Source organism: Pseudarthrobacter enclensis, from assembly GCF_001457025.1.
Lineage (GTDB): Bacteria > Actinomycetota > Actinomycetes > Actinomycetales > Micrococcaceae > Arthrobacter > Arthrobacter enclensis.
Map to the genome: position 1 here is coordinate 176,628 of NZ_KQ758600.1, position 19,244 is coordinate 195,871.

A 19,244-nucleotide genomic window follows, 5' to 3' on the forward strand; every position below is an offset into this window, starting at 1 on the left:
TTACCGCCAACCGTGAGGAAAAACCGCGCATGGCTATTCTGAATATCCGCATCATCGGCGACCCTGTGCTGCGCACAGTTGCCGATCCCGTGACGGATTTCGGGCCTGAACTTGCCAAGCTGATCGCCGACATGACCGAAACCATGGAGGACGTGGACGGCGCCGGCCTGGCCGCGCCCCAGATCGGCGTCAGCCAGCGCGTCTTCACGTACCGGATCGACGGCGTGGAGGGGCACATCGTCAACCCCGTCCTGGAAAACAGCGACGACTACCAGCCGGACCATGTGGAAGGCTGCCTGTCCATCCCAGGCCTGGGCTTCCCCGTGCGCCGCTTCCGCAGCACCAGGGTCACCGGCGTGGACATGCACGGCAACCCCGTCACCCTGGAGGGCGAAGGCATGCTGGCCCGCTGCTTCCAGCACGAAAACGACCACCTGGACGGCATCCTCTATACCGACCGGCTTGAGGGGGAGGACCGGAAGGCGGCACTGCGCTCCATCCGGAACGCGAACTACGACGCCGTCACGGAGCGGACCACGGCCAAGCGCGCCAAAACCGTCGGCTCGAGTTTCGGAGGGGCAAGTTTCGGCGGAACAGGCCTCAACGGACCCGGCCAGGGAACCGGCTCGAGTTTCGGCAACGCCGGGTGAGGGTCCTTTTTGCGGGTACCCCCGCCGTCGCTGTCCCCTCCCTCAACGCCCTCGTCGACGCCGGCTTCGACGTCGTTGCGGTCCTGACGCGCCCCGACGCACCGCTTGGCCGCAAACGCGTCCTCACGCCGTCGCCCGTTGCCGCGCGGGCCGCTGAACTTGGCATCGACGTCATCCGCGCAGCACGGGTGGACGCCGACGCCGTTCAGCAGATTGCGGCCGCTGCCCCCGATGTCGCGGCCATCGTGGCGTACGGTGGCCTGGTTCCGCCTGCCGCCCTCGGGATCCCGCGGCACGGCTGGGTCAACCTGCACTTTTCGCTCCTCCCGGCATGGCGTGGCGCGGCTCCGGTACAGCGCTCTGTGATGGCCGGTGATGACATCACCGGTGCCGTGACGTTCCGGCTCGAAGAAGGGCTCGATACCGGGCCGGTGTTCGGCACGCTGACGGAGGCCGTCGGCCCGGAGGACACCGCAGGCCTGCTCCTAGACAGGCTTTCGCACAGCGGTGCGGTCCTCCTGGCACAGACGCTGTCAGCGATCCAAACGGGCAAGGCATCGCCGGTCCCGCAGTCGGGGGAGGTGTCCCTTGCCCCGAAGCTCACCCTGGACGACGGGCGGCTGGAGTGGAGCCACCCCGCCCTGGCCATCGGCAGGCGGGCACGGGGAGTAACCCCCGAACCCGGGGCGTGGACCATGCTGGAGGGCCAACGGGTCAAGCTGGAACCTGTCCGGCTGCGGCCGGACGTTGAGGGGCTCGCACCCGGTGCGGTGGCGGTACAGGGCAAGAGCGTGCTGGTGGGTACCGGCTCCCACGCCGTCGAGCTGACCCGTATCCAGCCGGCAGGCAAGAAGATGATGGCGGCGCCCGACTGGGCCCGCGGCATGGGGTCACTGGAAGGCGTGGTGTTCGGATGAGCGGGACAGGCAACAACGCAGGCGGGCCGGGAAAACCGGCAGGCGGCGGGCAGCGCGGCCGCGGCAAGGGCGGTCCCCGGGACACCAGCCGCCGCAATGCCCAGGGACGCGAAAGGAACCGCGGACCGCAGCGCAACTACACCGAAAGCGCCCCGTCCCAGCGCACCCGCCGTGCGGACCCGGCCAGGCTCGTGGCCTTCGAGGTGCTGCGCGCCGTAGCCCAGGAAGACGCCTACGCCAACCTCGTCCTGCCCGCCCGCATCCGGAACCACCGGCTGGACAAGCGCGACGCCGGCTTCGCCACCGAATTGAGCTACGGCGCCCTTCGTGGGCAGGGGACCTACGACGCCATCCTGTCCCGCTGCGTCGACCGCCCGCTTGACCGGCTGGACCCGGCCGTCCTCGACGCCCTGCGCATCGGCGCGCACCAGCTGCTGGCCATGCGCGTCCCCGCCCATGCTGCCCTGGACCAGACCGTCGGGCTGGCCCGCGCCGTGATCGGCGCCGGACCCTCGGCCCTCATCAACGCGGTCCTCCGCAAAGTCAGCGCACGCAGCCTTGAAGAATGGCTGGAACTACTGATTGCCGGCGAATCGGACCAGACCCGTATCGCCTCGCTGCGCCACGCCCACCCGGAATGGATCGTCCGGGCAATGCGGCAGGCCCTGGTGGCCCACGGCCGCCCCGCCACCGAAATCGATGACCTCCTCAGCGCCGACAACGCAGCTCCCGTGGTCAACCTCGTTGCCCTCCCGGGCCTGGGAAGCCTCGATGAGGCCCTGGATGACGGCGCCACCCCGGGCGAACTCGTGGAGGGGTCCGCGCTGTCCAGCGGCGGTGACCTCGGCCGGCTGTCCTCCGTCCGGGCCGGCACCACCAGGGTTCAGGACGTCGGGTCCCAGCTCGTGGCCCGGGCACTGGCGGCCGTGGAGGTACCCGCCGGTGAACCCGGCAACCACGAAGCCTGGCTCGACCTCTGTGCCGGGCCCGGCGGAAAGGCCGCCCTCCTTGGAGCCCTGGCCCGCGAACGCGGCGCAACCCTGCTGGCCAACGAGCCCGCCCCGCACCGCGCCAAGCTGGTCAGCCAGGCGCTTGCGGCGGTTCCAGGCGACACCTGGCAGGTTCGCACCGGTGACGGGCGCGACGTGGGTACCGAAAACCCCGGACGCTTCGACCGCGTACTGGTGGACGTTCCCTGCAGCGGCCTGGGTGCCCTGCGCCGCCGCCCTGAATCCCGCTGGCGCCGCTCACCCAAGGACCTCGCAGACCTCGGCCCGCTGCAGCGGGAGCTGCTGGCCTCCGCCTTGGCCGCCGTCAAACCAGGGGGAGTGGTGGGGTATGTCACCTGCTCGCCGCACCCGGCCGAGACAATTGCCGTGGTGGAGGATGCCGTCAAGAAGCGTGACGACCTCGAACTCCTCGACGCCGGCGCTGCGCTGGATGCGGCCAGCCTGCCGGGACACCTCGGCGCCGGCCACGGACTGACGGCCCAGCTGTGGCCGCACATCCACGGCACCGACGCCATGTTCCTCGCCCTGATCCGCAAAAAGGCCTGATCCGCACCCTGCCCACCATCGAAAGGCGCCCCTGTGACGCAATGCTGCATCAACCCGAGCATCCTCTCCGCCGACTTCGTCAACCTGGAGGGTGAACTGCACCGCATCAGCAACGCTGACGCGGTGCACGTGGACGTCATGGACAACCACTTCGTCCCCAACCTGACCCTGGGGTTGCCCGTGGTCCAGCGGATCCAGGCTGTCAGCCCCGTGCCCCTCGACGCCCACCTGATGATCGCCGAGGCCGACCGCTGGGCGCCGGGCTTTGCCGATGCCGGCCTGGCCTCCGTCACGTTCCACGCCGAGGCCTCCATCGCTCCGATCAAGCTGGCCCGCGAACTGCGCAGCCGCGGCTCCAAAGCAGGCATGGCGCTTCGTCCGGCCACTCCCGTGGAGCCCTACCTGGACATGCTCTCCGAGCTGGACATGCTCCTGATCATGACTGTTGAACCCGGTTTCGGCGGCCAGGCGTTCCTCGACGTCACGCTGCCCAAGATCCGCCGCGCGCGCGCCGCGATTGACGGTTCCGGAATCGGCGTGGCCATCCAGGTGGACGGCGGAATCACCGAGGAGACCATCACCCGCGCCGCGGAAGCCGGAGCCAACATCTTCGTGGCCGGCTCCGCCGTCTATGGCGCCGACGATCCCGCAGCGGCGATCGACCGCCTCCGCAACGAAGGAACGCGTTCGTTACGGCAGGCGTCGGCGGAATAGCCGGAAGCCACATCCGGTTGTGGCACAATAACAACACACATACGTGCTCCGGGGTCGGTGTAAGTCCGAACCGGCGGTGACAGTCCGCGACCCGCGAGCCGGTGGATTGCTCCTGGACAACCAGGGACAACCCCGGCGGACGGTTGAACCGGTGAAATTCCGGTACCGACAGTTAAAGTCTGGATGAGAGAAGCACGTACAGCTTTATCGTCGGGGCTCCGCGCCCCGCTGTGTTCTGCTGTCGTATACCCCCGGAGCCATCGCGGTTCTGACAGGGAAGGAACGACACACACATGGACCTCCTGCGATGGCTCTTTGATGCACAGATCCCCGTTGGGGGTTCTGTCCTGATATTGAGAGAAGTGCTGGGCAACATCTTCGGCCTGGCAAGCGCGTTCGGCGGCATGCGCCGCAAAGTCTGGGCCTGGCCCGTGGGCATACTGGGCAACCTGCTGCTGCTCACAGTCTTCCTCGGAAACGTCTTCGGCTCCGCCACCCCTGCCACGCTGTGGGGCCAGGCCGGCCGGCAGGTCATCTTCATTGCCGTGGCGGCCTACGGCTGGCGCCGTTGGCAGCAGGGACGGACCGCCGGTGGCGGGAGCACCGCCGTCGTACCACAATGGGCCGGCAACCGCACCCGCCTGCTCCTGGCCGGAGCCATGGTGGCCGGAACCATGGCCCTGACCCCGCTGTTCGGGGCGCTCGGGTCCTACCCGCCCGTCTGGGCGGACGCCTGGACGTTCGTCGGATCCCTCCTGGCCACCTACGGGATGGCACGCGGCTGGACCGAGTTCTGGCTGACCTGGGTTGCTGTGGACATTGTGGGTGTCCCGCTCCTGTTCAGCGCCGGCTACTACGCCAGCGCCTTCATGTACCTCTTCTACGGCTTCTTCACCCTCGCCGGATTCTTCGTGTGGTGGAACGCCTGCCGCCGGGCCGCGCAGGCAGCCGGCCGGGACGAGGACCGGCACGCTGCCGTGGAAACCGCCTTTCCCGATCCCCGGGTGAAGCTCTGATGGCCGCCGCCCTTCGGGTTGCCGCGCCCTTCACCGCCGCCGAGGTGCTTGCCATGGAGCATGCACTGGACGCCGCTGTCCAGGGACCCCGCGGCGCCAACCCCCTGGTGGGCGCCGTCGTCATCAGCGCCGACGGCCGCGAACTCGTCACCGGATACCACCGCGGAGCCGGGACGGCCCACGCCGAGGCGGACGCGGTGGCCCGCGCCCGCGCCGATGGCCTGGACCTGGCCGGCTGCACCATGGTGGTGACGTTGGAGCCCTGCAACCATGTAGGCCGCACCGGCCCCTGCACGGAAGCCATCATCGCCGCCGGGATCACCGACGTCGTCTACGCCGTGGATGATCCCCACGACCCCGCAGCCGGCGGGGCGGCGACCCTGCGCCGGGCCGGAATTGCGGTCCGCAGCGGTCTGGGGGCGGCGGAATCACTGGAACTGAACCGGCGCTGGTTCGAGGCCGTGGCTGAAAAGCGGCCCTTCGTCACCCTTCACATCGCGCAGACCCTCGACGGCAGGATCGCGGCGGAAGACGGGACCAGCCAGTGGATCTCCAGCCCTGAATCCCTGGCGGACAACCACGGGATCCGCAGCCGCATCGACGCGATCCTGGTAGGCACCCAAACGGTCGCCGTCGACAATCCGCGCCTCAACGCCCGCGACGGCGACGGAAATCCGGCAGCCAGGCAGCCTGTCCGCGCCGTCATGGGACTGCGGGACATCCCCGGTGACGCGGCGATCCTCGGCGACGACGGACTGGCCGTCCACCTTCCCACCCGGGACCCGCGGGAAGCCCTGACCATGCTCTACGCCTCGGGCACCCGCCACGTCATGGTGGAAGGCGGATCCCGCATCCTCAGCGCCTTCCTCACCGCCGGCCTCGTCGACGAACTCATCGTCTACCTGGCCCCCACGCTGCTGGGTTCCGGCACGCCCTCCCTGAACGGGCTGGGCGTCACCACCCTCACCGGTGCGCAGCACTGGGAATGGGACACGGCCGACGGCGGCGCGGTCCGCACGCTGGGCCGGGACCTTCGCCTGCACCTTAAACCGCAACGCCACGTTGCACTGGACCCACAACCGTCCCGCGAAGCCGCGGACCAAGCCCAGGGAGGCTACTGATGTTTACCGGAATTATCGCCGAACAGGGAGAGGTGCTCGCCGTCGAGCGCGAGGGCGACACCAGCGCCACCGTCCGGCTCCGCGCGCCCGGGACCACCGAAGGGCTGCCGCTGGGCGGTTCGATCGCCGTCAACGGAGTCTGCCTGACCGCCACCGCCATTGACGGGAAGGAATTCAGCGTCGACGTCATGGGCGAAACCCTGGTGCGGAGCACCATCGGGGAACTGGTGCCCGGCGATTCGGTCAACCTTGAACGCTGCGTCCCCGCCGGAGGACGGCTGGACGGACACGTCGTCCAGGGCCACGTGGACGGAGTGGGTGTCCTGCTGGAACGCGAGCCGCAGGGAAACTGGGAGCGGCTCCGGTTCGGCGTGCCCGCCAACCTGGCCCGCTACATCGCCGAGAAAGGCTCCATCGCGATCGACGGCGTCTCCCTCACGGTCACCACCGTCAGCGACGCAGCCGAACAGGAGCCGTGGTTCGAGGTGGGACTCATCCCCACCACCCTGGCTGAAACAGGCCTGGGCGCCAAGCGCACTGGAGGACGGGTGAACCTGGAAGTGGACGTCCTGGCAAAGTACACCGAGCGGCTGCTCGCCTTCCGCCCGGCCGTCGACTCCGGCACCGGGAAAGCCGGAACCGTGGATCCGGCAACCGCCGCGGGTGCCCGGTGAACGCCGCCATCCGGGTGGAGCCGGACGCTGCACAACCAACCGCCGTTCCTGCCCGCGGACTCGACTCCATTGAGGACGCCGTGCGCGCCATGGCCGCCGGAAAGCCGGTGCTGGTGGTGGACAACGAGGACCGGGAAAACGAGGGCGACATCATCTTCGCCGCCCAGCACGCCACCCCTGCACTCATGGGCTGGACCATCCGGTACAGCTCCGGGGTGATCTGCGTGCCGCTGCCGGGCGAACGCGCCGACGCCCTGGCGCTGCCGCCGATGGCGGCGGTGAACGAGGATGCCAAAGGCACCGCGTACACCGTGTCCTGCGACGCCGCCGTGGGCGTCAGCACCGGAATCTCGGCCACCGACCGCGCACTCACTGCCCGCATCCTGGCGGACCCCCAATCCGTCCCGGCATCGGTCACCCGTCCCGGGCATATTTTCCCGCTTCGTGCCGTTGACGGTGGTGTGCGGGACCGCCCCGGCCACACTGAGGCCGCGGTGGACCTGTGCCGGCTTGCGGGCCTCGAACCGGTCGGTGTGATCGCGGAAGTCGTCTACGATGACGGCGAAATGATGCGCCTGGACGGGCTCCGTTCGTTCGCAGCTGAACATGGGTGCCCGCTGGTCTCCATCGAGGACCTGGTGGCGTATCTTGAAGCCGGGGGCGGGGGAGCCCCGGATCAGAATGTCCGGAAGGTTCCGGGCGGAGAGAAGGAGAAGCGATGACGGCATCGGCAGCCAGCGACGACAGCCTGGACGGTCACCGGAAACCGCACACCGGCAACGGTGCGGCCCCTTACCCCGTCAGTGGCGGCCCCATCGTGCAGCTCCCTACCGCGTTCGGCGACTTCGTGGCGCAGGCGTGGACAGATCTGGTGACCGGCGTGGAGCATCTGGCCGTCAGCTCGCCCACCCCTCCCACCGACGGCAAGGCCCCGCTGGTGCGCCTGCACTCGGAATGCCTCACGGGGGATGTCTTCGGCTCGTACCGCTGCGACTGCGGTGAACAGCTTGCCTACGCGCTGGAGCTGATTCACGAACACGGCGGCACGCTGCTCTACCTGCGCGGGCAGGAAGGCCGCGGCATCGGCCTGGCCAACAAGATCAAGGCATACGCGCTGCAGGAAGCGGGATTCGACACGGTCGAGGCCAACGAGCAGCTGGGGCTGCCCGTCGACGCCCGCTGCTACAAGGCCGCCGCCCAGGTCCTCGCCGAGATGGGCCTGCACGAGGTCCGGCTGCTGAGCAACAACCCGGACAAGCAGAACAGGCTGGCCCAGGCAGGGGTGACGGTCGTGGAGATGGTGCCCACCGAGGTTCCGTCCCGGGAACAGAACATCCGGTACCTGCGGACCAAGAAGGAGCGCATGGAACACCGGCTGCTGCTGGACACCGCCGCCGGCCCCGTCCCGGTTCCCGCGCCCGACAGCCCCTTCCGCCACGAACAAGACTGACCACCGGCAAGACCCACACACCAACTGAACGGACACTACGCATTCATGAGCGGACACGGCGCCCCCGACATCGACCTCACTACCCTCAACCCGGCCGAAACGTCGCAGCTGCGGCTGGCCATCGTTGCCGCGAGCTGGCACACCCAGATCATGGACGGACTCCTGGACGGCGCCCTCCGCGCCGCCAAGGACGCGGGCATCAGCGAACCCACCGTCCTGCGGGTCCCCGGCAGCTTCGAGCTGCCCGTGGCGGCAGCGCGGCTGGCGCCGCACTTTGACGCGGTGGTGGCGCTCGGCGTCGTCATCCGCGGCGGAACGCCGCACTTCGACTACGTGTGCCAGGCGGCGACGTCGGGACTCACCGACGTGAGCGTCCGCACGGGCGTGCCGGTGGGCTTCGGCGTGCTCACCTGCGACACCGAGCAGCAGGGACTCGACCGGGCGGGCCTGCCCGGTTCCACAGAGGACAAGGGCCACGAGGCCGTCACCGCTGCGCTGGCCACCGCCGTCGTCCTCAAGCAGTACGGCCGCTGAACCCCGCCTGCAGGCGGGCGCGGTGTGTATTCGCTCACATCGCGCCCGTCATGCAACGGCCCGGGAAGCGCCCGCCGCGCCGCAGCAAGTAGGCTGGAGGGCGTGAAGAATTTCGAGACGCTGTTCGCTGAGCTCAGCGAGAAGGCAGCCACCCGTCCGGAAGGCTCCCGCACCGTCGCTGAATTGGACTCCGGTGTGCACGGCATCGGTAAGAAAGTCGTTGAGGAAGCAGCCGAAGTCTGGATGGCTGCCGAATATGAATCCGATGAAGCCGCGGCCGAGGAAATTTCCCAGCTGCTGTACCACCTGCAGGTTCTGATGCTCGCCAAAGGCCTGACCCTGGAAGACGTCTACAAGCATCTGTAGCCACCGGTCCGGCGCGCCTTGCTGCCGCCGGTCCCGCCGTGGCCTGCACTGCCTGTAAACCCCAAACTTCCACCCAGAAAGAACTGCCCCATGCTGCGAGTTGCCGTCCCCAACAAGGGATCCCTGTCCGAAGCCGCCTCCGCGATGCTCTCCGAGGCGGGTTACCGCCAGCGCCGTGACAGCCGCGAACTGGTGATGGTGGACCCCGACAATGACATCGAGTTCTTCTTCCTGCGGCCGCGCGACATCGCGGTGTACGTGGGCCAGGGGACGCTCGACGTCGGCATCACCGGCCGTGACCTGCTGCTCGATGCCGAGGTGGAGGCCGAGGAACTCCTCCCGCTGGGCTTCGCCGCATCAACCTTCCGCTTCGCCGGTCCCGTGGGCGACTTCAGCTCCGCCGCCGAACTCGAAGGCAAGCGCCTGGCCACCAGCTATGCCGGCCTGCTGCGCCGCTACCTTGCCGAACGCGGCATCAACGCCAAGGTGGTTCGCCTGGACGGCGCCGTCGAATCGTCGGTGCGCCTCGGCGTCGCGGACGCGATTGCCGACGTCGTTGAAACAGGCAACACCCTCAAGGCCGCCGGCATGGAAATTTTCGGCGACCCCATCCTGAAGTCGGAAGCCGTCCTGATCCGCCGCAGCGGCAACGGGGGCGCCGCCAACGGAACCGCCAAGGAAATCGACGTCCTCATCCGGCGCCTGCAGGGTGTCCTGGTGGCCCGCCGGTACGTCCTGATGGATTACGACATCCGCAAGGAACTGGTGGAAAAGGCAGCAGGCCTCACCCCGGGCCTGGAATCGCCCACGGTGTCACCGCTGCGCGACTCTGACTGGGTGGCCGTCCGCTCCATGGTGCCCAAGAAGGAAACCAACCGGATCATGGACGAACTGTACGATCTCGGTGCCCGCGCCATCCTGGTCAGCAGCATCCACGCCTGCCGCATCTAGCGTCCATCCCCTCCACAGCACCGCAGATTTTTCCAGGAGTACCCATGGCAGTAGCAGTCCGTGTCATTCCCTGCCTTGATGTCGACGCCGGACGCGTCGTCAAGGGCGTCAACTTCGAGGGGCTCCGCGATGCCGGCGACCCGGTGGAACTGGCCCACCGCTACGACAATGCCGGCGCCGACGAACTGACCTTCCTCGACGTGACGGCATCCTCGGGCAACCGCGAGACCACCTTCGACGTGGTCCGCCGCACCGCCGAGGAAGTCTTCATCCCGCTGACCGTGGGCGGCGGCGTCCGCGGCGTGGCCGAGGTGGACAAGCTGCTCCGGTACGGCGCGGACAAGGCCGCCATCAACACCGCCGCCGTGGCCCGGCCCGAAGTCATCGACGAAATCACGCGGCACTTCGGCTCCCAGGTCCTGGTCCTGTCCGTGGATGCCCGGCGCACCCGCCCCGGGTCCCAGCCCACGCCGTCGGGCTTTGAAGTAACCACCCACGGCGGCCGCACCGGCACCGGAATTGACGCCATGGCCTGGGCCAGGGAAGCCGCGGACCGGGGCGTCGGCGAAATCCTGCTCAACTCCATCGACGCCGACGGCACCAAGGACGGCTTCGACCTGGAAATGATCCGCATGGTCCGGGCGGCAGTGAAGGTGCCGATCATCGCCTCCGGCGGCGCCGGTCAGCCGGACCACTTCCCGCCCGCCGTGGCAGCGGGAGCGGACGCTGTTTTGGCGGCCTCCATCTTCCACTGGGGGCCGGACAACATGATGCACCAGGTCAAGGACGCCATCCGGGCAGCGGGTTTCGAGGTCCGCTAACCTCCCGTTGCGCTATCACTTTTGGTCCCCAAAATGCTGTTTTGGGGACCGAAAGTGATGGCGCAAGTTGGGTTAAAGGCCTACTTCGGCTGACTGCAGGAGCGCGACGGCGTCGGGCTGGCCCTCGAACGTGACCAGGGCGTGGCGGGTCCGTCCGTGGGCGTGCATCAGCAGTTCGCCGGGCTCGCCGACGATCGCCACGGAAACGGGCGCGCGCTTGGCAACGTGCCGGGGGCCCGACGGGCGAACCAGGACAATGCCAAGGTCGACGCCGCGGTACAGGATGGCGGCGCGCTTGACGAGCTCGTCCCACAGCGCGTCCGAGTAGGCCTCGTCCAGCGCCCGCGGCGCCCAGCGGTCAACTGCGCGCCGGACGTCCTCCGTGTGGACGAAGTACTCGATCAGGTTGGAGCTCTCGTCCAGGGCCTTGATGTTCATGGGGGAGAGGGCCGGCGGGCCTGCCCGGAAGGTGTTCACCAGCCCGGCATAGTCCTCGGTGCTCTTCAGTTTCGCCGCCAGCTTGGCGGTGGCCTGGTCGGAGGCCTTCGCGAGCCGCTTGATGATCAGGCCCAGCCCGACGGCGGCCTTGCGCTCCCGCAGGTAAAGGTGCGCGGCGAGGTCCCTGGTGCGCCAGCCCTTGCAGAGCGTGGGCGCGTCAGGGCCGGCCGCAAGGAGGGTTTCGGCCAGGACTTCACGGGACGGTTCGACGAAATGCATCACTTGGAAAGCTAGCATGACCGGCCCCGAGTTGGGCAGCACGGCTGCCGCCGCTGGCGTGCCGTTGTTCACATCGGCTGCGGCAGCGGCGGAGGCACTAGACTTGAGCTGATGTCTGAGCAGCCCGCCCCCGAAAAAGCCACCGCACAAACCACCGCCCAAGCCGCCGGTCCGGCCCTGTCCGGCGCCCCTGCCGCCGCGCCCGAAACCCCCGCGGCGGCGAGCCCGCTGCCTGCCGGCCTGGCCGCCGCGCTGAAGCGGGACAGCGCGGGCCTGGTGGCCGCCGTCGTCCAGCAGTACGACACCAACGAGGTCCTCATGCTCGGCTGGATGGACGATGAGGCGCTGCACCGCACCATGACCAGCGGACGGGTGACGTTCTACTCCCGGTCCCGGCAGGAGTACTGGCGCAAGGGAGACACATCCGGGCACGTGCAGTGGGTCAAGTCCGTGGCCATGGACTGTGACGGCGACGCGCTGCTGGTCCGCGTGGACCAAGTGGGCGCAGCCTGCCACACCGGCACCCGGACCTGCTTCGACGGCCGGGACCTGGACGTCGTCACAGTTCCCACCGACTGAGCCCGGCCAACCACGGCGGGGGAGTCCGGCTCCCTTCCTACATCCCAGGCGCCCGGCGCGGCCGGCCCTCCAACGAACAGGCGGAAAGCACAACCATGCAGGACCTTGGAACCATCAGCCCCAGCCTTGAGGAGTTCCGCGAACTGGCCGGCCACAGCCGCGTCATCCCGGTGCGCCTGAAGGTGCTCGCGGACGCCGAAACGCCCATCGGGCTGTACCGGAAGCTGGCCCAGGGCCAGCCCGGAACGTTCCTGATGGAGTCAGCGGCGGTGGGCGGCGCCTGGTCCCGCTACTCCTTCATCGGCGCCAACTCCCGCGCCACACTCACCACCCGGGACGGGCAGGCGCACTGGCTCGGTGAGCCCCCGGCCGGCGTCCCGGTGGACGGCAGCCCGGTGGACGCCATCCGCGACACCATCGACGCGCTCCGCACCGACCGGTTCGACGGGCTGCCGCCGTTCACCTCGGGCCTGGTCGGCTTCCTCGGCTGGGAAACCGTCCGGCACTGGGAGCGGCTGGTCAGCCCGCCCGAAGACGACCTGCAGCTGCCCGAGATGGCCCTGAACCTGGTCACCGACATGGCCGTGCACGACAACGTGGACGGCACGGTGCTGCTGATCGCCAACGCCATCAATTTCGACAACAGATCCGAACGGGTGGACGAGGCCTGGCACGACGCCGTCGCCCGGGTGAAGGCCCTGCTGGCCAAGGTCAGCGCCCCGGTGGTGCAGCCCGTGTCGGTGCTGGCGCCTGCCGCACTGGACTTCGCCTCAAGCGTCCAGGAACGCTGGAACGAGGCCGAGTACCTTGCTGCCCTTGACCGGGGCAAGGAAGCGATCGTGGACGGCGAAGTGTTCCAGGTGGTGATCTCCCGGCGCTTCGAGATGGAATGCCAGGCCTCTGCCCTGGACGTCTACCGCGTGCTCCGCAACACCAACCCCAGCCCGTACATGTACATCTTCAGCCTCGAAGACGCCGAGGGCCGGCAGTACTCCATCGTGGGATCGTCCCCGGAAGCCCTCGTGACTGTCACCGGCGAGGAAGTCATCACCCACCCCATCGCCGGTTCACGGCCGCGCGGCAGGACCGTCGAGGCAGACAAGGCCCTGGCGGAGGAACTCCTCGCGGACCAGAAGGAGCGCGCCGAACACCTCATGCTGGTGGACCTGTCCCGCAACGACCTCTCCAAGGTCTGCGTTGCCGGCACAGTGGACGTCACCCAGTTCATGGAGGTGGAACGGTTCAGCCACATCATGCACCTGGTGTCCACCGTGGTGGGACAGCTGGCCCCCGATGCCAAGGCGTATGACGTCCTGAAGGCAACGTTCCCCGCCGGAACGCTGTCCGGCGCGCCGAAGCCCCGCGCCCTGCGGCTCCTGGATGAGCTGGAACCGCACCGCCGCGGCATCTACGGCGGCGTGGTGGGCTACCTGGATTTCGCCGGGGACATGGACATGGCCATCGCCATCCGCTCCGCCCTGATCCGGGAAGGCCGCGCCTACGTGCAGGCCGGCGGCGGCATCGTGGCGGACTCAGTCAACCCCACCGAGGCCCTCGAAACGGTCAACAAGGCTGCGGCTCCGCTCCGGGCCGTCCACACCGCGGGTTCGCTGCAGGACATTTCCGCCGCTTCCCTCCCCGACGGCGACTCCTGATGACCGGCCCGGACCTGGCACCCCAGCGCGCCGCGAGGAAGCCGGCCCCGGCATGGGCACGCAAGTCCACGGTGGTGCTGCTCATTGCCCTGCTGGCGCTTGCCGTCTTCGGTACCACGACGCAGACCTGGATGACAGTCACCCTTGACCCCAACCAGGCAGGACAGGCCGGGGCAGGCCAGGGCCCACTGGACGTGCAGGGCAGCAAGGCCGCCACCGCCGTCACCGCCCTGGCCCTCGTGGCACTGGCCGGCGGCCTCGCCGCGGCCATCGCCGGACGCGTGGCGCGCTGGATCATCACCGGCATCATCGTCCTGGCCTCGGCCGGCATTGTCGCCGCGGCGGGCACCGTGCTGTCCGACCCGCTGGCAGCTTCGCAGGGCTCAATCGGCGCGGCCACCGGTGTCACGGGCGGACCCGCCCAGGTGGCCGTCTCCGCCTTCCCGGTGCTCGCCGTCGTGGCCGGCTGCCTGCTGGCACTGGCAGGGCTGCTGATCCTGCCCGCATCGCGGCACTGGGCCTCACGCACCAAATACGACGCGCGGCCCGTCGCCGGAAGCGCCGCGGCCGCCGGCCCCGTTGACGAGATCGACAGCTGGGACAGGCTCTCCCGCGGCGATGACCCCACCTGACCCGGCCAAGCCGTAACACCGGGCCCGCGGAGCGTTCCGTCATGCCCCGCCAGGCAACGCGCCCGGTTCCGGATCAGTGGCCAAAAAATGGCAGAATGTAAGCAGTATCCACCCTGAGGAGATTTTCCATGAGCAAAGCACCTGCGTCCGTTTCCAAGTCCGGCACCCGCCAGGTGGCCCCCGGCGTCATCGACCACAGTCAGGAACTGGGCCACGGCAACAGCCCCGCAGCCTGGACGTGCGTCATCGTCATGCTCATCGGCGCCCTCATCATGGCCATTGCCTTCGTCATCGCCAACACCCCCATCTTCATCGCCGGCGGTGCCGTCATGGTGGTGGGCCTGATCCTCGGCTACATCATGCGCAAGGCAGGTTACGGCGTCGAGGGCAGCAAGCTCAAGAACTCCGGCCACTGATGGCGACTGTTCTCGACGACATCAACGCCGGTGTCCGGGAGGACATGGAGGCCAGGAAGCGGCTCGTCTCCCTGGCTGAACTGAAGGACCGCGCCCAGGCCGCCGCGCCCGCGCGTGACGCATGGGCTGCGCTAGGCGGCCCCTCGCCGTCGCGCGACGAACTGAAGGTCATCGCCGAGATCAAGCGCCGCAGCCCCTCCAAGGGCGACCTCGCCAGCATCGGCGACCCCGCGACGCTCGCCAGGCAGTACGCCGACGGCGGTGCCTCCGTCATCAGCGTCCTCACCGAACAGCGCCGCTTCAATGGATCGCTGGCGGACCTCGACGCCGTCCGCGCCGCCGTCGACCTTCCGCTGCTCCGCAAGGACTTCACCCTGGACGAGTACCAGATCTGGGAGGCCCGCGCCCACGGCGCGGACCTGGTCCTGCTCATCGTCGCCGCCCTCTCCGACGCCCAGCTGGCCGACTTCAGCGCCCTCAGCCACGAGCTGGGCATGAATGTCCTGGTGGAAACGCACACCGAAGAGGAAATCGACCGTGCCGCCGCGGCGAACGCGCGCATCATCGGCGTCAACGTCCGCAACCTCAAGACGCTCGACGTCGACCGTTCGCTTTTCGCCTCGCTTGCAGGCAGGATTCCGGCCGGCGCAGTGGTGGTCGCCGAATCCGGTGTCCGCAACGCCGACGACGTCACGCACTACGCCGCCAGCGGCGCCAACGCCATCCTGGTGGGTGAAGCCCTGGTCAACCACGCCACGCCGCGGGAACGCATTGCCGAATTCACCGCAGCCGGCGCCGCCGCCATCGCAGCCCGCCGCTGACGGGCCGCACCACGACGGTGGCGGCAGCGCCCGCGGCTGCCGCCTCCGGGCACCGGCGGGCGGTGCTCCGTCCGGACGGGCTGTCCGGACCACATACTTTGATCGAACTACTGGAACAGGACGGGACTGATGGCCGACGCACCTTCAGGAATCGCTGACAACAACGCCGCCGAGGCTTTCCTGCAGGGCGCCTCACTCCGGCACGCCCCGGGGCCGTACTTCGGCAGCTACGGCGGACGCTGGATGCCCGAGTCCCTGATCGCCGCCCTGGACGAACTCGAGGAAACCTTCGACAAGGCCAAGGAAGATCCCGACTTCCGGGCACAGATCGCAGACCTGAACAAGAACTACTCCGGCCGGCCGTCACTGCTGACGGAGGCCAAGCGCTTCTCCCAGCACGCAGGCGGCGTGAGGGTCTTCCTCAAGCGTGAAGACCTCAACCACACCGGTTCACACAAGATCAACAACGTCCTGGGGCAGGCGCTGCTGGCCAAGCGCATGGGCAAGACCCGCATCATCGCCGAGACCGGGGCCGGCCAGCACGGCGTGGCCAGCGCCACCGCGGCAGCACTGCTGGGCCTTGAGTGCGTGGTGTACATGGGCGCCGAGGACTGCCGCCGGCAGGCCCTGAACGTGGCCCGCATGGAACTGCTGGGCGCCACGGTCATTCCCGTCACGAGCGGCTCCCAGACGCTGAAGGATGCCATCAACGAGGCCCTGCGTGACTGGGTGGCCAATGTGGCCAACACCCATTACCTGCTGGGCACCGCCGCCGGCGCGCACCCGTTCCCCGCCATGGTCCGCTACTTCCATGAGGTCATCGGCGACGAAGCCCGGGCACAGATCCTGGAACAGGAAGGCCGCCTCCCGGACGCTGTCTGCGCCTGCATCGGCGGCGGGTCCAACGCCATCGGCATCTTCCACGGCTTCCTCGACGACCCCTCCGTGAAGATCTACGGCTTCGAGGCCGGGGGCGACGGCGTCGAGACCGGCCGCCACGCCGCCACGATCTCCCTGGGCAAGCCCGGCGTGCTGCACGGTGCCCGGTCCTACCTCATGCAGGACGACGACGGCCAGACCATCGAATCCCACTCGATCTCCGCGGGGCTCGACTACCCGGGCGTGGGACCGGAGCACTCCTACCTCTCGGACATCGGCCGCGTCAGCTACGAGCCCATCACCGACAGCGAAGCCATGGACGCGTTCCGGCTGCTGTGCCGGACCGAGGGCATCATCCCTGCCATTGAGTCCGCGCACGCGCTGGCCGGCGGCATCAAGGTGGGCCAGCGGCTGGCTGCCGACGTGGAGGCAGCAGGAACAGGAACCGCTGCGGACAAGATCATCATCATCAACCTCTCCGGACGCGGCGACAAGGACGTGGCCACCGCGGCCGAGTGGTTCAACCTGTTGGACAAGGATTCCGCCGAATCGGAAATCGGCAAAGAAGGGGAGCAGCTGTGAACACCGCAGGAATGAGCGGCAGCGCACAGGCGGCCGGCAAGGCGCAGATGACCAGCAAGTCCGCAGCAGCCATTGACAAGGCCCGGTCCGAAGGACGGGCCGCCCTGATCGGCTACCTGCCCGCAGGCTACCCGAGCGTCGAAGAGACCATCGCGGCGGGCATCGCGCTGGCCGAAAACGGCGCCGACCTGATTGAAATCGGCATTCCCTACTCCGACCCCGTCATGGACGGCCAGGTGATCCAGGCCGCCACCACCGAGGCGCTGGCCAACGGATTCCACGTCCGCCAGGTGTTCGACGTCGTGGCGGGCATCACCAGCAAGACCGACGCCGCGGTACTGGTGATGACCTACTGGAACCCCGTGGTGCGGATGGGCGTGGACGAGTTCTCCCGCCGCCTCGCCGAAGCCGGGGGAGCAGGCCTGATCACGCCCGACCTCATCCCCGACGAAGCGTCCGAGTGGTTTGAAGCGTCCGACAAGTACGGCCTGGACCGGGTGTTCCTGGTGGCGCCGTCCTCCACCACCGAGCGCATGCAACGCACCGTGGACGCAAGCCGCGGGTTCGTCTACGCCGTCTCCATCATGGGCGTCACCGGTGCGCGCAGCTCCGTGAGCTCCGCCGCCAAGGACGTGGTGGCAGCCGCGCACGCCGCCGGCGCCGAGCGCGTCTGCGTGGGCCTGGGCGTTTCCAACGCCGACCAGGTCCGGGAGATCGCCGCCTATGCCGAAGGCGTCATTGTCGGTACGGCCCTTGTGGCAGCCGTCCGCGACGGCGGCGTGGACGCGGTCGCGGCCCTCACCAAGGACCTCAGCACCGGCCTGGCCAAGGACGCAAAGCCGGCCGGGGAAGAAGCCTAGGGATGCAGAGCCTCCTCCAGGCCGCCGCGCTGGCCCCCGCCCTGCTGCCCGCCAGCATCCCGAGCCCCGGCTGGTCCGGCTTTGACATCCCGCTGCCGTGGGGGGCGCTGCGCATCCACGCGTACGCGCTGTGCATCCTGGCGGGCATCATCGCCGGCCTCTGGCTGACCTCGGTCCGCTGGGCAAAACGGGGCGCCCCGGAAGGCAGCGTCTGGGACATCGTCATTTGGGCCATCCCGTTCGGCATCATCGGCGGCCGGCTCTACCACGTGTTCTCCTCACCGGACGCCTACTTCGGCCCTGGCTTCGACGGCACCGGCGACCTGTCGCTGATCCCGCAGATCCAGCGCGGCGGCCTCGGCATCTGGGGCGCCGTGGTCCTGGGCGTCGTCGGCGCCTGGATCGGCTGCCGCCGCAGCGGCGTCAAGCTTTCCGCGTTCCTGGACGCCGCGGCGCCGGGCCTGCTGCTCGCTCAGGCGCTGGGCCGCTGGGGCAACTGGTTCAACCAGGAACTCTTCGGTGGACCCACCACGCTGCCGTGGGGCCTGCAGATCGACCCCAACAACCCGAACTTCCCCGCCGGGGTCCCCGCGGACACGCTGTTCCACCCGACGTTCCTGTACGAATCGCTGTGGAACGTGGCCGGCGTCGTCATCCTGCTCGCCCTGGACCGACGGTTCTCCTTCCGCCGCAGCCGCCTCTTCTGGCTCTACGCCATGTACTACACGCTGGGCCGCGTCTGGATTGAGGCGATGCGCATTGATGACGCGGAGCAGGTGTCGCTCTTCGGTATCACTACCCGGCTCAACGTCTGGACCAGCATCCTGGTCTTCGTGCTGGCGCTGGCGGCCTTCATACTTCTGGGCCTGAAGAAGCGGCCGGAACCGGACACTGTGTACCTTCCGGGCCGGGAACCCGCGGAAAAAGACGCGGCACCGGCGGTGGACGGCGCCCCGGCGCCCGGCGTAACAGGGACCTCCGAAGCGTCCCGTGATACGGACACTGTTGTCTCAGATAGTGAATCGCGTGATAATCTCCCTGATAACCAAAGCGGTTCCAGGCCCTCTTCCGTCCCCGCGGAAAAGGGCGAGGCAGCACCGGCCGGCGCCAAGCCCGGCACGGATGCGGCGGCTTCCGGACACACCGGCAGCACAGCCACCGGAACAGCGCCGGAGGCCGGCAGCAAGTAGACGCCGGCCATCGCAGGGCAGCAGAGCCACCGCTCGAAGGGCCCGAAACCACAATGTCGTGGCATGGGGCCCAGTTTGGACAGCATAGAGCTGCAGTCCGGCGAAGCCCTGGGCAGGGGCCTGCGTAACCGTTAGTTCAGCAG

22 protein-coding genes and 1 riboswitch are annotated in these 19,244 nt (G+C 68.7%); of the genes, 21 read left to right on the forward strand and 1 reads right to left on the reverse strand.

What is annotated here, in order from left to right; genetic code table 11:
• Nucleotides 1-29: 29 nt before the first annotated feature.
• From def to hisF, 13 genes are all read left to right on the forward strand, one after another.
• A complete protein-coding gene (def, locus tag AS031_RS05460; RefSeq protein WP_058267129.1) occupies nucleotides 30-650 on the forward strand; it encodes a peptide deformylase in 621 nt (206 codons plus the stop codon).
• Entirely contained in the window at nucleotides 647-1,567 is a 921-nt protein-coding gene (gene fmt / locus AS031_RS05465) for a methionyl-tRNA formyltransferase (RefSeq protein WP_058267130.1), read from the forward strand. Before def ends, fmt begins: the two co-directional genes overlap by 4 nt.
• Nucleotides 1,564-3,123 carry an RsmB/NOP family class I SAM-dependent RNA methyltransferase gene (locus tag AS031_RS05470; protein ID WP_058267131.1) on the forward strand — a complete coding sequence of 520 codons (1,560 nt, stop codon included), beginning with the start codon at nucleotides 1,564-1,566 and terminating at the stop codon, nucleotides 3,121-3,123. The genes fmt and AS031_RS05470 overlap by 4 nt, the downstream gene beginning before the upstream one ends.
• 33 nt (nucleotides 3,124-3,156) lie before the next feature.
• Nucleotides 3,157-3,837, forward strand: a complete 681-nt coding sequence (gene rpe / locus AS031_RS05475) for a ribulose-phosphate 3-epimerase (RefSeq protein WP_058267132.1) — start codon at nucleotides 3,157-3,159, stop codon at nucleotides 3,835-3,837.
• Between the two features lie 39 nt (nucleotides 3,838-3,876).
• Nucleotides 3,877-4,037, forward strand: a riboswitch (FMN riboswitch).
• Between the two features lie 93 nt (nucleotides 4,038-4,130).
• The gene (gene pnuC / locus AS031_RS05480) at nucleotides 4,131-4,853 is read left to right on the forward strand and encodes a nicotinamide riboside transporter PnuC (RefSeq protein WP_058267133.1); all 723 of its coding nucleotides are present in this window, start codon (nucleotides 4,131-4,133) and stop codon (nucleotides 4,851-4,853) included.
• Entirely contained in the window at nucleotides 4,853-5,974 is a 1,122-nt protein-coding gene (gene ribD / locus AS031_RS05485; protein WP_058267134.1) for a bifunctional diaminohydroxyphosphoribosylaminopyrimidine deaminase/5-amino-6-(5-phosphoribosylamino)uracil reductase RibD, read from the forward strand. Before pnuC ends, ribD begins: the two co-directional genes overlap by 1 nt.
• Complete coding sequence (locus AS031_RS05490; RefSeq protein WP_058267135.1) at nucleotides 5,974-6,648, forward strand: riboflavin synthase; 675 nt, start codon at nucleotides 5,974-5,976, stop codon at nucleotides 6,646-6,648. The genes ribD and AS031_RS05490 overlap by 1 nt, the downstream gene beginning before the upstream one ends.
• Nucleotides 6,645-7,370: a 3,4-dihydroxy-2-butanone-4-phosphate synthase gene (ribB, locus tag AS031_RS05495; RefSeq protein ID WP_074446921.1), complete on the forward strand. Its 726-nt coding sequence runs from the start codon at nucleotides 6,645-6,647 to the stop codon at nucleotides 7,368-7,370. The genes AS031_RS05490 and ribB overlap by 4 nt, the downstream gene beginning before the upstream one ends.
• Nucleotides 7,367-8,098, forward strand: a complete 732-nt coding sequence (gene ribA / locus AS031_RS05500) for a GTP cyclohydrolase II (RefSeq protein WP_058267136.1) — start codon at nucleotides 7,367-7,369, stop codon at nucleotides 8,096-8,098. The genes ribB and ribA overlap by 4 nt, the downstream gene beginning before the upstream one ends.
• A gap of 45 nt (nucleotides 8,099-8,143) precedes the next feature.
• Nucleotides 8,144-8,632: a 6,7-dimethyl-8-ribityllumazine synthase gene (gene ribH, locus AS031_RS05505; protein WP_058267137.1), complete on the forward strand. Its 489-nt coding sequence runs from the start codon at nucleotides 8,144-8,146 to the stop codon at nucleotides 8,630-8,632.
• Nucleotides 8,633-8,734: 102 nt separating this feature from the next.
• Nucleotides 8,735-8,998: a phosphoribosyl-ATP diphosphatase gene (locus tag AS031_RS05510; protein WP_015936881.1), complete on the forward strand. Its 264-nt coding sequence runs from the start codon at nucleotides 8,735-8,737 to the stop codon at nucleotides 8,996-8,998.
• A gap of 90 nt (nucleotides 8,999-9,088) precedes the next feature.
• On the forward strand, nucleotides 9,089-9,949 hold the full coding sequence (gene hisG, locus AS031_RS05515; protein ID WP_058267138.1) for an ATP phosphoribosyltransferase: 861 nt from the start codon (nucleotides 9,089-9,091) through the stop codon (nucleotides 9,947-9,949).
• A 44-nt stretch (nucleotides 9,950-9,993) separates the two neighbouring features.
• A complete protein-coding gene (hisF, locus tag AS031_RS05520) occupies nucleotides 9,994-10,770 on the forward strand; it encodes an imidazole glycerol phosphate synthase subunit HisF (protein WP_058267139.1) in 777 nt (258 codons plus the stop codon).
• A 72-nt stretch (nucleotides 10,771-10,842) separates the two neighbouring features.
• Here the strand turns inward: hisF and AS031_RS05525 are convergent, their stop codons facing one another.
• Nucleotides 10,843-11,487, reverse strand: a complete 645-nt coding sequence (locus AS031_RS05525) for a TIGR03085 family metal-binding protein (protein ID WP_058267594.1) — start codon at nucleotides 11,485-11,487, stop codon at nucleotides 10,843-10,845.
• Nucleotides 11,488-11,598: 111 nt separating this feature from the next.
• Between AS031_RS05525 and hisI the strand changes: the two genes are divergently transcribed.
• The 8 genes from hisI (at nucleotide 11,599) to lgt (ending at nucleotide 19,101) form a co-directional block, all read left to right on the forward strand.
• Complete coding sequence (hisI, locus tag AS031_RS05530) at nucleotides 11,599-12,066, forward strand: phosphoribosyl-AMP cyclohydrolase (protein WP_228379570.1); 468 nt, start codon at nucleotides 11,599-11,601, stop codon at nucleotides 12,064-12,066.
• Between the two features lie 95 nt (nucleotides 12,067-12,161).
• Nucleotides 12,162-13,721: an anthranilate synthase component I gene (locus tag AS031_RS05535; RefSeq protein ID WP_058267140.1), complete on the forward strand. Its 1,560-nt coding sequence runs from the start codon at nucleotides 12,162-12,164 to the stop codon at nucleotides 13,719-13,721.
• Entirely contained in the window at nucleotides 13,721-14,353 is a 633-nt protein-coding gene (locus tag AS031_RS05540; protein ID WP_058267141.1) for a Trp biosynthesis-associated membrane protein, read from the forward strand. Before AS031_RS05535 ends, AS031_RS05540 begins: the two co-directional genes overlap by 1 nt.
• 128 nt (nucleotides 14,354-14,481) lie before the next feature.
• On the forward strand, nucleotides 14,482-14,769 hold the full coding sequence (locus tag AS031_RS05545; RefSeq protein ID WP_058267142.1) for an HGxxPAAW family protein: 288 nt from the start codon (nucleotides 14,482-14,484) through the stop codon (nucleotides 14,767-14,769).
• Nucleotides 14,769-15,590, forward strand: a complete 822-nt coding sequence (gene trpC / locus AS031_RS05550) for an indole-3-glycerol phosphate synthase TrpC (RefSeq protein ID WP_058267143.1) — start codon at nucleotides 14,769-14,771, stop codon at nucleotides 15,588-15,590. Before AS031_RS05545 ends, trpC begins: the two co-directional genes overlap by 1 nt.
• Before the next feature lie 129 nt (nucleotides 15,591-15,719).
• Entirely contained in the window at nucleotides 15,720-17,051 is a 1,332-nt protein-coding gene (trpB, locus tag AS031_RS05555) for a tryptophan synthase subunit beta (RefSeq protein WP_058267144.1), read from the forward strand.
• Between the two features lie 11 nt (nucleotides 17,052-17,062).
• Complete coding sequence (gene trpA, locus AS031_RS05560) at nucleotides 17,063-17,911, forward strand: tryptophan synthase subunit alpha (protein WP_176716522.1); 849 nt, start codon at nucleotides 17,063-17,065, stop codon at nucleotides 17,909-17,911.
• A gap of 2 nt (nucleotides 17,912-17,913) precedes the next feature.
• Nucleotides 17,914-19,101 (forward strand): prolipoprotein diacylglyceryl transferase, encoded by a 1,188-nt coding sequence (gene lgt, locus AS031_RS05565; protein WP_058267145.1) that lies wholly within the window; start codon nucleotides 17,914-17,916, stop codon nucleotides 19,099-19,101.
• Nucleotides 19,102-19,244 lie beyond the last annotated feature (143 nt).